Raw genomic sequence first — 12,574 nt, forward strand, 5'->3', positions numbered from 1 at the left:
TTCACGCGCCGCCAATCAGGTCGAACCATTCATCCTCGGTCATCGTCTGGATACCGAGCTCTGCCGCCTTCTTAAGTTTCGACCCGGCGCCCGGCCCGGCGACGACGAGATCCGTCTTGGCGGAGACCGATCCTGACACTTTGGCCCCCAGCGCCCCGGCTCGGGCTTTCGCCTCGTCCCGCGTCATCCGCTCCAGCGTCCCCGTGAAGACAATCGTCTTGCCCGCAACCGGGCTGTCGGAGGCGGCTTTCGCCTCGTCCTCGATCGTCAGCTCCGAAAGCAAGGCAGCGAGCATGTCGCGATTATGGGCCTCGCGCTCGAAATCGCAGAGCGCGTTGACCGCCGTTGCGCCGATGCCGTCGATGCCGGACAGCGCCTCCCAGGCTTCACTGCCCTCCCCGTCTTCGGCGGCGGAGACGACATTTGCCCAGAACACATCCCATTTCAGGAAAGTCCGCGCGAACAATTGCGACGTCGTCTGGCCGACATGGCGGATGCCGAGCCCGTTGAGGAACCGTGCAAACGGCACGTTCCGGCGCGCATCAATGGCATCGAACAGCTTCTTCGCAGAGACCTTGCCGAAGCCTTCCCACGCTTCCAGCGGCGGCAGGCCGGCGGCCTCGATCGCCGCCGCAAGCCGGAAGATATCCTGCGGGCCTTTCAACACGCCTTTCTCATGGAAGAGTTGAATCTGTTTCGCGCCGAGGCCGTCAATGTCCAGTGCCTTGCGGGAGACGAAATGCTTCAGCCGCTCCACAGCTTGCGCCGGGCAGACGAGCCCGCCGGTGCAGCGGCGCCGGACATCTTCCTCGCCCTTGGCATCGATTTCCCTCACCGCGTCCGATCCGCAGATCGGGCACTGGTGCGGCATCTGCCAGGACTCGCCGCCACCATCTTTCACGACACGGAGGACTTGCGGAATCACATCCCCTGCCCGCTGGATCTCGACCGTATCGCCGGGCTTCACACCTAGGCGGGCGATCTCATCTTCATTGTGCAGGGTAGCGTTGGAGACGACCACGCCGCCCACCGTCACAGGCTGCAGCCGCGCTACCGGCGTCAGTGACCCCGTACGGCCAACCTGGATGTCGATGTCCAGCAGTTCGGTCGTGGCCTTCTCCGCCGGGAATTTGTGCGCAATGGCCCAGCGCGGCGCGCGGGAGACGAAGCCGAGGCGTTGCTGCCAGTCAAGCCGGTCCACCTTGTAGACGACGCCGTCGATATCATACGGCAAATCGGCCCGTTTTGCCTCGATGTCACGATAAACCGAGAGCAATTCCTCCACCGTCACGGCACGGATCATCAACGGGTTTGTTGAAAAGCCCCAATCGGCGAAAATCTGCACGGCTTCATGCTGTGTGTCCGCAAAAGGCGTGCTCTCGGCAGCCCAGGCATAGGCAAAGAAGCGTAGCGGGCGGGATTTCGTAATCTCGACATCGAGCTGCCGAAGGCTGCCTGCCGCCGCATTACGCGGATTGGCGAAAACCTTCCGGCCCGCCTCTTCTTCCCGCTTGTTAAGCGCCGCAAAGTCCGCCTTGGTCATGTAGACTTCGCCGCGGATCTCGATCCTGTCGGGCCAGCCCTTGCCGGACAGTTTTTTCGGGATGTCGCCCAGCGTGCGCGCATTGGCGGTGACGTCCTCGCCCACCTCGCCATTGCCGCGCGTTGCTGCGCGTTTCAGCGTGCCCTTCTCATAGGTGAGGCTGAGAGACAGGCCGTCGATTTTAGGTTCCGCCGTGATTGCGACTTCTTCGTCTGCGCCGAGGCCGAGAAAGCGCCGGATCCGGTCTGCGAAGTCGCTGACATCCTCGTCGGAGAACGCATTGTCGAGCGACAGCATGGGCGCGGCATGCGCCGCCTTGGCGAAGCCGTCATGCGCGGCCGCACCGACCCTGTCTGACGGACTGTCCTCGCGCTTCAGGTCCGGGAAGCGAGCTTCAATGGCCGCATTGCGCAGGCGCGCGGCATCGTATTCCGCGTCCGTCATCAGCGGGGCGTCTTCCTGGTAATACGCCGCGTCTGCCTCGGCGATCAGGCCGGCAAGGCGTTCAAGTTCGACCGCGGCCTCTTCGCGTGTCAGGTCTTCGACCGGGGTCGCCTCGCTCATACATCCTCCAACAGCCTCCCGGCCGCTGCCCGCGCCTCCTGGGTGATCTCGGCGCCGGACAGCATGCGGGCAATTTCTTCCTGCCTGTCCGACTCATCTAGCCCGCGCAGGCGCGTGCCACCAGACTTGCCCCTGCCCTTTTCCACAAGCCACTGCGACCGCGCCGCCGCCGCGACTTGCGGGCTGTGGGTGATCGCGAACACCTGCCGCGTGCGGCCCAGCCGGATCAATCGCTCGCCAATCGCCGCGGCGACTGCGCCGCCGACGCCCTGGTCCGCTTCGTCGAAGATCAGAGTGCCAGCGCTGCCCGCCTCTGCCAGGGCACATTTGAGGGCGAGCGACACGCGCGCCAGTTCCCCGCCGGAGGCGATCTTGCGCAAGGGGCCGAAGCCTGCGCCGGGATTGGTTTCGGCATCGAACTCCACCCGGTCACCGCCATGCGCCCCGCCATCTTCACCGAGCGGCGTGACAGAGACACGAATGACCGCACGACCGAGTTTTAGCGGCGCAAGCTCCTTCACGATGGCCTTTTCCAGCTGGGCAGCGGCCGCTTTCCGTGCGGCGGTCAGTTTTTCCGCCGCTGCATGCCAGGCGGCATTGGCCGCGCTCTCGGCTTTCCGGGCGCGGACCAGCGCGTCCTCGCCGGCTTCCACCAGGTTCAGGCGCTCACGCAGGGTCTCCAGCACGTCTGGCAACAGATCCGGATCGACCATGTGCTTGCGGGCAACGGCCCGCAGCGCGAAGAGCCGCGCCTCGGCCATCTCCAGCGCACTGGTGTCATGCTCGACCAGGCTTTCCAGCGCGGCAATCGCCGCTTCGGCCTCGCCTGTCTCGATCAGGGCACGCTCCAGTGCTTCAGCCGCCGACCGGGCCGCATGGGCGAGAGGATGATCAGCCCCGTCAAAGCCCGGCAGACGGCAGATACGCTCAGCCGCCCGTGACGCTTTGGAGAGCGCTGCCTCGATCTCGGCATCGGCGAAGGCTTCTTCGGCCTCCGTAATGGCTTCGGTCACGCGTTCGGACTGCATCAGGCGCGTGCGGGTCTCGGTCAGAACACCTGCCTCCCCAGCCTGCGGGGCGAGCGTGTCCAGCTCCTCCACCGCGCCAGCCAGCCATTCCCGCGTGCGCAGCGCTTCCTCTGTCTCGGCTTCCAGCCGCTCGCGTGTCTCCCTCGCTTCCAGCCGGGCCGCCTGTGCTTCGGCACAAGCATCCAGCAGGGCTTCATTGCCTGCGAACAGGTCGAGCAGCTTTCGATGAGAGGACGGACGCATCAGCGCGGACGCCGCATGCTGGCCATGGATCTCCACCAGCGTCTCGCCTGCCTCGGCCAACAGGGCGGCACTGACCGGCTGGTCATTGATGAAGGCCCGCGCCGGGCCGCTGGCGCGCACGACGCGCTTCAGGGTCAGCGTCTCGTCCGGACTCGCCTCGAAGCCATGCTCGGCCAGCACGTCCCAGACCGGATGGCCGGGCACGGCGGCAAATTCCGCCGCAACGCTTGCCTGCTCTGCGCCGGAGCGGATCACGCCCCGGTCTGCCGGTGCGCCCAGCGTCAGCGCCAGGGCATCAAGGATGATGGATTTTCCCGCCCCGGTCTCCCCGGTCAGCGCGGTAAAGCCTGATCCCGGCTCGATATCGAGACGGTCGATCAGAACAAAATCACGAATGGACAAAGCAAGGATCATGGAAGCACTCCCAACTCTACGGAGTGTGTTCCTAGCATTAGAACAAAAACAGAACAAATGGAATCTGCACGGCACCCATTCAGGGCAGATTTACCGCAAGCCCTCTGCCCGGGCGCACTTTCAGTATAGCCTGCCAAAGAAGGCGATATTCAGGGAGGCCGCAAGCATGATCGATTACAACGGCAAGGTGGCGCTGATCACCGGCGGAGCATCCGGCATCGGAAAGGCGATGGCGACGCAGCTCAGCGAACGCGGGGCGGACGTCGTGGTCGCCGACATACAGGCAGACCTCGCCAGGGAGGTCGCCGCGCAGCTGCCCCGCCCGGGCCTTGCCATTCCCTGTGATCTGTCGAAGCCGGAAGCATCTGCCGCGCTCGTGAAAGAGGCGCTGGACTGGAAAGGCCAGCTGGACCTTGTCTGCGCCAATGCCGGTATCGATCGCCACAAACGGATGACCAAGGAGGATTTCGGGCCAGAGACAATGCGGATGTTCGAAGTGAACATGTTTGCTCCCTTCCGCATTGCCCAGGCCTATGCCGCAGTCCTCAAGGATTCAGGTGTGCGGGGACGGCTGATGATCACTGGATCTGAAAATTCCCTCAGCCTGCCGCACGCCGTGAAGCGCACCCATATCGGCGCCTATGGCGCGACCAAGCACGGTGTGCTGATCATGGCTGAGTGGTTGCGCGAAGACCTTCGCGGCGAACTGATGGATCTGCACGTGCTGATGCCGGGTGGGGTCTATACGCCGCTGATCGCCAGCGGCATTCCCGATCCGGCGATGATCCCGCCCGAATTCAACGTCATCATGCCGGAGCAGTGCGCCGAGATTGCCCTGAAAGGCCTGGACCTTGGCCTGTTCTACATCCCCACCCATGCCCATATCGGGGAGGACATCCGCCCCCGGTTCGATGGTGTGCAGGATGCGTTGAAGCAATTGGGACTCAAATGACATGACCACCATCCTCATCACCGGCGCAAATCGCGGTATCGGCTTTCACCTCGCCCGGGAGGCGCTGGACAAGGGCTGGCGCGTCTGTGGCAGCGTGCGCACTGACGCACAGGCGGAGGAAACAGCAGCGGAACTCGGCTCCGGCTTCACGCCACTTGTCTTCGACGTGACCGACCGCTCAGCCATGTCAGCAGCCGCTGCGCACCTCGACGCACCCGTCGACATCCTGATCAACAATGCCGGCACAATCGGCCCGCCGGATGCTGAGCAGACCACGCTGAAAATGGATTTCGACGGCTTCGCCCGGACGCTCGAAATCAACACACTCGCGCCGCTGGCCGTCGCGCAGGCTTTCCTGCCTCATATCCGGAAATCTGAAAACGGCCGTATCCTGACCGTTTCCAGCCAGATGTCCTGGATGGGCTATGCCAAATCCGACCGGATCGCCTACCGGGCGTCCAAGGCAGCAGTGAACAAGGTGATGCAAGGCCTTGCGACAGACCTCGCGCCAGAAGGCATCGCAGTCTGCCTGATCGATCCCGGCTGGGTACAGACCGATATGGGCGGGCCCGCCGCAAACCTCACCCCGGACGAAGTCGCGAAAGGGATTGTTGCAGTCGCGGACGGGCTCACTCTGGCCCGCACGGGCCGATTTATCGAATGGACCGGGAGAGAGCGGGAGTTCTAGAGAAAGGCTAGCCGTCCCCACCGATCCGCTCATCCGTACCCGTCTCCTTGTCCACCCGGCGGCCATGGGCCCACCAGTTCTCGAAATTGGTCTCGAGGATGCTCATGCCGAGGTCCTCGCGGCGGACGCCGGGAGATTTCACAAGATTGTCTGCAATTGCCTCAAACAGGCGCATCTTCACGGCGGCCGGGCGGGCATTGAACGAAAGCCGGATCATCAGGAAGTCCGGACTGCGCGGCATTCCGAAATAGTTCGGGTCAAAGATATAATTCTCTTCTTCCAGTTCGTGCGTGACCTGGAAATAGTCGTCTTCCGGCAGGTTCATCACCGAGATCATCGCCTGGTGGATGCCCGCCGAAACGGCCGCCCTGTAGGCCTTGTCCTTCCCGGATCGCATCCAGACTTGAATCATTGGCATGGGATATTCCTTTCTCGTTCGACCCGCAGTTGACGGATCGTTTGTCGAGACTAGGGTGAACGTCACGCCTCAAACAGGACCAGGATTATCCTAGGACTAAATGGACCCACCCTGAGATGCAAACGACGACGCCCACCCCTGTTCGCCATGCCCGCAACGAGCTTGGCCGGTTCCTCCGCTCCCGGCGCGAGGCGATCCGGCCGGAGACCCTCGGCCTGCCTGAACGCGGACGGCGCCGCACCCCGGGGCTTCGCCGCGATGAGGTGGCCGAGCTCGCAGATATTTCTGTCGACTGGTACATCAGGCTGGAACAGGGCTGCCCGGTCAGCCCGTCCCGCCACACCGTTGACGCGATTGCCAGGGCCTTGCGGCTCGACACGGTCGAGATAGCTCACCTCTACGCCCTGTCCGGCATGGCCCTGCCCCAGGACGCCGCGGACGAAGTTGTTCCGCCGACTGTGCAGCGCATGACCGACCGGCTGGCACAGCCAGCCTATGTCACCAACCGGTTGGGCGATGTGCTTCACTGGAACCTTGCGGCAGATGCCTTGTTCGGGTTCGGCGATGTTGCGGATGCCGACAGGAATGTCTTTATCGGCATGTTCCTCCGCCCGGCCTCACGCAAGCTGTTCGGGGCTGGCTGGGAAGCCGAAGCAAAACGCATGCTGGCCGAGTTCCGGCCCGTTCACGACATCAACACAGCCGATCCCCGCTTCGTGCAGCTAACGGGCCGGCTTCAGGCAGAGAGCCATCTGTTTGCGACATGGTGGCGCCAACATGGCATCAAGGTCGGCGGTGCCGGGTGCAAGACGCTCTACCCGCCAGGCGGCGGCAGGACGAAATACGAATATGTCGCCCTTCAGGTTATCGAAAACCCGGCACTCAAAACCATTATCTACTATGCCGTCTAGATCCGCTTCGTGGCGTCCTTAAGCCAGGCTTTCACATCGTCCGGCAGTTTGCGGTTCAGCAGCTTCCAGACCTGCTTGTGATAGTCGTTGACGTATTTGCGCTCTTCTTTGGTGAGCAGCTTCACGTCGATCAGGTCACGTGCCAGCGGCGCGAAGGTCAGGCATTCGAAGCCCAGCATGTCGATCTCGCCGCCCTCGATGCGGGCTGGCGGGGTAACATATTGCAGGTTTTCGATCCGGATGCCGTACTGCCCTTCCCGGTAATAGCCGGGTTCGTTCGAGACGATCATGCCCGGCATCAGCGGCACGGCGTTCCACGCCTTGGCAATCCGGTGCGGCCCTTCATGCACGCCGAGATACACGCCGACGCCATGGCCTGTGCCGTGCTGATAGTCGAGCCCCGCCTGCCACAGCGCATGACGCGCCAGCGTATCGAGATGCGTACCGGTCGTGCCTTCCGGGAACCGTACGGTGGCCAGCGAGATATGGCCTTTCAGCACCAGCGTATAGTGGCGAATCATGTCTGCTATCGGTTCACCGATCGGCACGGTGCGGGTGACGTCCGTCGTCCCATCCGGATACTGACCGCCTGAATCGATCAGGTAGAGCGAGCCGAGCTCCAGCGTCCGGTCGGACGCTTCCGACACGCGATAGTGCGGCAGCGCGCCATGCTCCACCGCGCCGGAAATCGACGGGAAGGACAGGTCTTTCAGCGAGTCGTATTCGTCGCGGAAATTCTCCAGCCGGATCGCCGCTTCGATCTCGGTCACCTTGCCGCTCTGCGCTTCGGTGTCGAGCCAGTGCAGGAAGCGGGTCAGTGCAACGCCGTCACGAATGTGCGCGGCGGTGGTGCCCTTGATCTCTGCCTCATTCTTGCAGGCGCGCGGCAGAGCCACCGGGTCGCGCTGGCGCACGATCTTGCCACCGGCCGCTTCCACCGTGTCGAAGAACCAGGCCGAGGCGAGATCCGGATCGAGGCTGACGGTCTTGCCGGACAATTCACCCAGTCCCTCGTCAATTTCCGACAGCGGACGGACGGTGACTGTATTGCCGAGATGCTTGCGCAACTTCGGCGAGACTTTCGCTTCGTCGAGGAACAGATCCGCACTGCCATCCTTGTGGAGGATCGCCCGGCCCAGCGGCAGCGGCGTGCACATCACGTCCCCGCCCCGGATATTGAACGCCCAGGCAAGCGACGCCGGTGACGTCAGCACGGCGGCATCGATGCCGTCCTCTTCCAGCGCCTTGCCGATTTCAGCGCGCTTTTCGTCATGCGCAACGCCGGCATATTTCACATGGTAAGGCGCGACTTCCGCCATTGGCTGCGGCGGACGGTCGGCCCAGGCCTTGTCGATCGGGTTTTCCTCGACCGCGATCAGTTCGGCGCCGGATTTCTTTGCGGCGGCCTCCAGCAGGGTGACATCATTCGGGCTCATCAGGCGCGGGTCGTACCCGACCTTCTTGCCGGAAAGTTTCTGTTTCGCTAGCCACCCGAAAGCGCCCGGCTCCGGAATGGCTTCCCGGTCCCACAGTTCAGGGGCGGTCTGGTCGGCTGCCTGAATGGTGTAGCGGCCATCGGCGAAGATCACGGCCTTGTCGGTGAAGACGAAGGCGGACCCGAACGAGCCGGTGAAGCCCGATACCCAGGCCAGGCGCTCGTTCGCGTCCGGCAGGTACTCGTTCTGGTATTCGTCGTCGTGCGGCACATAAAAGCCGTCGAGGCCCATGGTGCCAAGCTCCTTGCGGAGCAGCGGAAGGTGCGCGCGCCCGTCCTGGGGGCCGCCCTTGATATCGAAGGTCTGTCTCATGCCGGAGTCTTACCGCCGCACCTGACCCAAGGAAAGCGCATTTGAGCTATGCATTTCAGCATGCTTATTTTCAGGCTTTCCCTCTTTTTTGTTTACCTCTGAGGCCTATATGGCGCCCTCCGAAGTCATTGAGACATGCATCTCGGGTTCGGAAAAAGAACGCACGAATAATAATTGCAAGAACAACGAAAGCAAAACTGATGAATACCGACCTGACGACCTCCGCCCGCACTGACACTGCCGAAATTCGCGGCGCAGAGGTCAAAGACATCACCCGCGCGATCATCGCCGGCGAAGCCGTGCAGATGCCGGTGAACCGTCCGCGCATCCTGGCCCGCCGCATGGCCCGCTGGGCACGCCGCGCCACGCACGCCTGATCAACCCTGATCCCTGGCCTGCCCACACCTCCGGGCAGGCAACCTACCCTGAGTGTAGATTACCTTTCTCCCGCCCATCCTCCCTGGGATGCGGCGGGAGATTTTTATTTCAATGCCAGGTTCTGCCCTGCGTCAGGCTTTCTGGCGCATGACCAGCGTTGACCAGCCATCCTTGCGGATGCGGCGTTCGAACAGGATGCCATGACCCTCGAAGGCCTGACGCACCTGCATGGCCTGGTGATGCAGCAAGCCCGACAGGATGATCGTGCCGCCGGGCGCCGTAAGGCGCGCAATCTCCGGCGCAAGGCCGATCAGCGGCTTCATCAGGATGTTCGCAAACACGGTCTGGTACGGCGCAGCCTGTCGGATGCGCGGATGGTTCGCGCCGGTCACATGCATCGCCGTGAAGCCGGTTACATTGTTCTTCTTCGCATTCTCGTTCGCCACGACGACACTGTCGAAATCGATATCGGTGCCGAGCGCCATGGTCGCGCCGGCCTTCAGGGCAGCGATTGCCAGGACGCCGGAGCCCGTCCCGAGATCCAGCACTTTCCCGATGGCGCGGCGGCGGCGCACGTCATCGAGCGCCAGCAGGCAACCCAGCGTCGTACCGTGATGGCCGGTGCCGAAAGCCGGCCCCGCCTCGATCAGCACCGGGATCCGCCCCGGCGCCATCTTCGCCAGCGCATGACTGCCCGCGACAAAGAACGGACCAGCAGAAACCGGCGGCAGGCCTTCCAGCGACATGGTCACCCAGTCGCGCTCGACCACTTCTTCCACCCGCGCGTTCAGCTCCGGGCTGGTCTCGGTGATCATGGCCACACACGCGTCGGCGTCTTCCTGGCTCTCCGCGAAGGCATCGAGGCGCCAGACGCCCCGTCCGTCTTCCTTGCAGTCCACTGCGCCCGCAGGCGACGGGTCTGCCCAGGCCAGGGCATCCCATGCTGCTTCCACCGGCGCCCGCGCGCCTCTTGCCGATATCTGGTACATCCGCGGCGCTTAGCAGGACACCGAACCGAAAGGAAGATGCTGCATCAGGGGGCTGGGCCTTCCACCAGAATGAACCGGGAAACCGCATTCTCGATTCGCCCCCGCCGGACTTCCGTATACTCCGGCGAGTCGTAGAAGCGCTTCGCTTCCGCCATGCTCGGAAACTCCACGACAACCATCCGGCCGGCAGGTGGAGCGCCTTCAAGGGCCTCGGCCGCGCCGCCGCGCACGAGATACTTGCCGCCATAGGCTGCGACCAGCGGTCCGGCCGCCGCCACATAGGCCTTGTAGGGTTCCGGATTCACCACCTCGATTTCGGCGACGAGGTAGGCTTTCGGCACCGTAGCAGGAGCCGCATCCGGCTCCGCGACTGTCGTGCAGGCTGCCGCCAGGCAGATCCCCGTGCCAAGCATGACCGCGCGGGCGTAAGTGTTTATCGCCATTTTCTTGTCTCCCCTTGAAACCCGGCCTGTCCCGGCCCCCCAGCAAAGGCCCGGAACCCCGGCCTGCCAAGGCTTTTCATTGGCCGGAACAGAAAAATCAGGCGCCAGATCGGCGCTGCCCTTGGAATCTCGCGGGAATACACATATATTGTTATTCGATAAGAAGGAGACCCCGGGCCATGAGCCTTACAACCGATGACATGATCCTGATCGAGCAACGCGTTGCCAATGAGCGCAAGAGCGCGGGCGCGGCCTACCTGCTTTGGTTTTTCCTCGGTTTCGTTTCGGCCCACCGCTTTTATCTGGGCAAGCCGATCAGCGCGATCCTGCAGATCATTTCCTATTTCTTCCTGATCGGCTTTGTCTGGTGGTTCCTGGACTTCTTCCTGATCCCTTCGATCATCGAAGACGATCTCGACGACAAGCGCTCCCGGATGGCCGGATACCTGCGCCGCCGCGGCCATTACGCCTACTAGGTGAACCTGCTGCAGCCGCGCCGGAATGGCCCGTAGCGGCGAGGAAATTTTCCCTGTAACCTCCAACACTTAATGAGTGTTGGGAGGCACGCATGTACCAGGTTTCGCTGACGGAATCCTATTTTCCGGCTCATGGGGGGCCCGAACCGGCCCCGCGCACAATCGGCGACATGCTGCGCGCCTCGACCGCCCGCAAACCGGACCAGCCGGCCCTGAAAGCGCTGGACTATGACGGCACCGTCCTGCGCACCTGGTCCTATCAGGAACTCCTCTTCGATGCCGAGCGCCTCGCCCGCGCGCTGGCCAGCCGCCATGAGGAAGGCGCCCGCGTTGCGGTCTACGCCAACAACGTGCCCGAATGGGTGCTGCTGGAGCTCGCCTGCGGCCTCGCCGGCATCACCCTCGTCACGGTGAACCCGGCCTACCAGAAGCGCGAACTGAAATACGTGCTCGAACAGTCCCGCTCCGAAGCAATCTATTATGTCGCCGATTTCCGCGGCAATCCGATGCAACAGATCGCCGACGAGGTCTGCAATGAAATCCCGGCCATCCGCCACCGAATCTTGCTGACCGACCATGCCGCCCTGTTCGACGGCGAAGCGCGCGGCGAGCTGCGCAGCCCGGACCCACACGATCCGACGCAGATTCAGTACACATCCGGCACAACCGGCTTTCCCAAGGGCGCCCTGCTCCACCACAATGGCCTCGTCCTCAATGGCATCGAGGACATGAAACGCGCCGGTGTGAACCAGGGCGATGTGTTCGTGCACCACATGCCCCTCTTCCACACCACCGGCTGCGCCATTCTGGTGCTGGGCGGTCTTGGCGTCGGGGCGACCATGCTGCTCGCGCCGATGTTCGACCCGGCGATGATCGTCAAGGTGATGGAGCGTGAGCGCACCAAATTCATTCTCGGTGTGCCGACCATGCTGGTCGCCCTTATCGAAGAGGTCGAGAAAACAGGGCGCGACGTCTCCGCCACCCGTCGCATCATGTCCGGCGGCTCAATGGTGCCGCCGGAGCTTTGCCGCAAGGCCCGCAAGGTGCTGGGCGCACCGATCCAGATCATCTATGGCCAGACCGAAACATCTCCCGGCCTCACCCAGGCCTGGTATGAGGACGACGAGACAGACCTGACCCAGACCATCGGCCAGCCCGTACCGTATACGGAAATTTCAATCCGCGACCCGGCCACGAACGAAGTCATGCCCATCGGCGAACAGGGTGAAATCTGCGCCCGCGCCTATTCCGTCATGCTCGGCTACAACGACAATCCGGAAGCCACTGCCGCAACCATCGACAGCGAAAAATGGCTGCACACCGGCGATCTCGGCCGCATGGACGAACGCGGCTATGTGAAAATCACCGGCCGGGTGAAGGAGATGATCATTCGAGGCGGGGAAAACCTCTTCCCGGCAGAGATCGAGAACGCCCTGCTCGAACACGATGCCATTTCCGAAATCGCCATTGTCGGCATACCCGACGAGAAATGGGGAGAACAGGTCGCCTGCTTCATGCGCGGCAATTCAAAGCCCCACCCGACCGATGCAGAACTGAAGACCTTCATCCGCGAGCGCCTGTCACCGCAGAAAACGCCCGCCTACTGGATCTGGGTCGACGACTGGCCCCTTACCGGCTCCGGCAAGATCCAGCGCTTCAAACTCGCCGAAGCCTTTGAACAAGGCGCCTACACCGATCAGGTGGAGTAGGCGCTGATTG

The 12,574-nt window shown here is 63.1% G+C and carries 12 protein-coding genes; 6 read left to right on the forward strand and 6 right to left on the reverse strand.

The genetic code is table 11. The features are described 5' to 3' along the window. Window position 1 precedes the first annotated feature (1 nt). Both ligA and HY26_RS02000 read right to left on the reverse strand, forming a co-directional pair. Window positions 2–2,107 (reverse strand): NAD-dependent DNA ligase LigA, encoded by a 2,106-nt coding sequence (gene ligA, locus HY26_RS01995; protein ID WP_034769641.1) that lies wholly within the window; start codon window positions 2,105–2,107, stop codon window positions 2–4. Further along, entirely contained in the window at window positions 2,104–3,792 is a 1,689-nt protein-coding gene (locus HY26_RS02000) for a DNA repair protein RecN (RefSeq protein WP_034769643.1), read from the reverse strand. The genes ligA and HY26_RS02000 overlap by 4 nt, the downstream gene beginning before the upstream one ends. Window positions 3,793–3,958: 166 nt before the next feature. Between HY26_RS02000 and HY26_RS02005 the strand changes: the two genes are divergently transcribed. Continuing rightward, window positions 3,959–4,744 (forward strand): SDR family oxidoreductase, encoded by a 786-nt coding sequence (locus HY26_RS02005; protein ID WP_034769645.1) that lies wholly within the window; start codon window positions 3,959–3,961, stop codon window positions 4,742–4,744. Window position 4,745: 1 nt separating this feature from the next. Next, window positions 4,746–5,432 (forward strand): SDR family oxidoreductase, encoded by a 687-nt coding sequence (locus HY26_RS02010; RefSeq protein ID WP_065383363.1) that lies wholly within the window; start codon window positions 4,746–4,748, stop codon window positions 5,430–5,432. Between the two features lie 7 nt (window positions 5,433–5,439). On the opposite strand, the gene HY26_RS02015 is transcribed toward HY26_RS02010, so the two are convergent. Beyond that, window positions 5,440–5,850, reverse strand: coding sequence for a tautomerase family protein (locus HY26_RS02015; protein ID WP_034769652.1), 411 nt, complete (start codon window positions 5,848–5,850; stop codon window positions 5,440–5,442). A 116-nt stretch (window positions 5,851–5,966) separates the two neighbouring features. On the opposite strand from HY26_RS02015, the gene HY26_RS02020 reads away from it, so the two are divergent. Beyond that, complete coding sequence (locus tag HY26_RS02020; RefSeq protein WP_112072818.1) at window positions 5,967–6,761, forward strand: helix-turn-helix transcriptional regulator; 795 nt, start codon at window positions 5,967–5,969, stop codon at window positions 6,759–6,761. Here HY26_RS02020 and HY26_RS02025 read toward each other — a convergent pair. Beyond that, the gene (locus HY26_RS02025) at window positions 6,758–8,569 is read right to left on the reverse strand and encodes an aminopeptidase P family protein (protein WP_112072819.1); all 1,812 of its coding nucleotides are present in this window, start codon (window positions 8,567–8,569) and stop codon (window positions 6,758–6,760) included. The two genes, HY26_RS02020 and HY26_RS02025, sit on opposite strands and share 4 nt — an antisense overlap. 200 nt (window positions 8,570–8,769) lie before the next feature. Between HY26_RS02025 and HY26_RS18925 the strand changes: the two genes are divergently transcribed. Continuing rightward, on the forward strand, window positions 8,770–8,946 hold the full coding sequence (locus tag HY26_RS18925; RefSeq protein ID WP_155843687.1) for a hypothetical protein: 177 nt from the start codon (window positions 8,770–8,772) through the stop codon (window positions 8,944–8,946). A gap of 132 nt (window positions 8,947–9,078) precedes the next feature. On the opposite strand, the gene HY26_RS02030 is transcribed toward HY26_RS18925, so the two are convergent. Together HY26_RS02030 and HY26_RS02035 are read right to left on the reverse strand one after the other, a co-directional pair. Further along, window positions 9,079–9,936 carry a 50S ribosomal protein L11 methyltransferase gene (locus HY26_RS02030; RefSeq protein WP_034769657.1) on the reverse strand — a complete coding sequence of 286 codons (858 nt, stop codon included), beginning with the start codon at window positions 9,934–9,936 and terminating at the stop codon, window positions 9,079–9,081. 44 nt (window positions 9,937–9,980) lie between these two features. After that, window positions 9,981–10,379, reverse strand: coding sequence for a DUF1330 domain-containing protein (locus HY26_RS02035; protein ID WP_233348874.1), 399 nt, complete (start codon window positions 10,377–10,379; stop codon window positions 9,981–9,983). 179 nt (window positions 10,380–10,558) lie between these two features. Between HY26_RS02035 and HY26_RS02040 the strand changes: the two genes are divergently transcribed. Both HY26_RS02040 and HY26_RS02045 read left to right on the forward strand, forming a co-directional pair. After that, complete coding sequence (locus tag HY26_RS02040) at window positions 10,559–10,855, forward strand: TM2 domain-containing protein (protein WP_051600331.1); 297 nt, start codon at window positions 10,559–10,561, stop codon at window positions 10,853–10,855. A 92-nt stretch (window positions 10,856–10,947) separates the two neighbouring features. Next, window positions 10,948–12,564: a class I adenylate-forming enzyme family protein gene (locus HY26_RS02045; protein WP_034769659.1), complete on the forward strand. Its 1,617-nt coding sequence runs from the start codon at window positions 10,948–10,950 to the stop codon at window positions 12,562–12,564. Window positions 12,565–12,574 lie beyond the last annotated feature (10 nt).

The organism is Hyphomonas sp. GM-8P (genome assembly GCF_003263315.1).
Lineage (GTDB): Bacteria > Pseudomonadota > Alphaproteobacteria > Caulobacterales > Hyphomonadaceae > Hyphomonas.

Excerpts from the sequence above, each read along its gene's own strand:
- HY26_RS02040 (WP_051600331.1), top strand. The coding sequence starts at position 10,559 with ATGAGCCTTACAACCGATGACATGATCCTGATCGAGCAACGCGTTGCC.
- ligA (WP_034769641.1), bottom strand. The coding sequence starts at position 2,107 with ATGAGCGAGGCGACCCCGGTCGAAGACCTGACACGCGAAGAGGCCGCG.
- HY26_RS02030 (WP_034769657.1), bottom strand. The coding sequence starts at position 9,936 with ATGTACCAGATATCGGCAAGAGGCGCGCGGGCGCCGGTGGAAGCAGCA.
- HY26_RS02045 (WP_034769659.1), top strand. The coding sequence starts at position 10,948 with ATGTACCAGGTTTCGCTGACGGAATCCTATTTTCCGGCTCATGGGGGG.
- HY26_RS02020 (WP_112072818.1), top strand. The coding sequence starts at position 5,967 with ATGCAAACGACGACGCCCACCCCTGTTCGCCATGCCCGCAACGAGCTT.
- HY26_RS02035 (WP_233348874.1), bottom strand. The coding sequence starts at position 10,379 with ATGGCGATAAACACTTACGCCCGCGCGGTCATGCTTGGCACGGGGATC.
- HY26_RS02025 (WP_112072819.1), bottom strand. The coding sequence starts at position 8,569 with ATGAGACAGACCTTCGATATCAAGGGCGGCCCCCAGGACGGGCGCGCG.
- HY26_RS02010 (WP_065383363.1), top strand. The coding sequence starts at position 4,746 with ATGACCACCATCCTCATCACCGGCGCAAATCGCGGTATCGGCTTTCAC.
- HY26_RS02005 (WP_034769645.1), top strand. The coding sequence starts at position 3,959 with ATGATCGATTACAACGGCAAGGTGGCGCTGATCACCGGCGGAGCATCC.
- HY26_RS02000 (WP_034769643.1), bottom strand. The coding sequence starts at position 3,792 with ATGATCCTTGCTTTGTCCATTCGTGATTTTGTTCTGATCGACCGTCTC.
- HY26_RS02015 (WP_034769652.1), bottom strand. The coding sequence starts at position 5,850 with ATGCCAATGATTCAAGTCTGGATGCGATCCGGGAAGGACAAGGCCTAC.
- HY26_RS18925 (WP_155843687.1), top strand. The coding sequence starts at position 8,770 with ATGAATACCGACCTGACGACCTCCGCCCGCACTGACACTGCCGAAATT.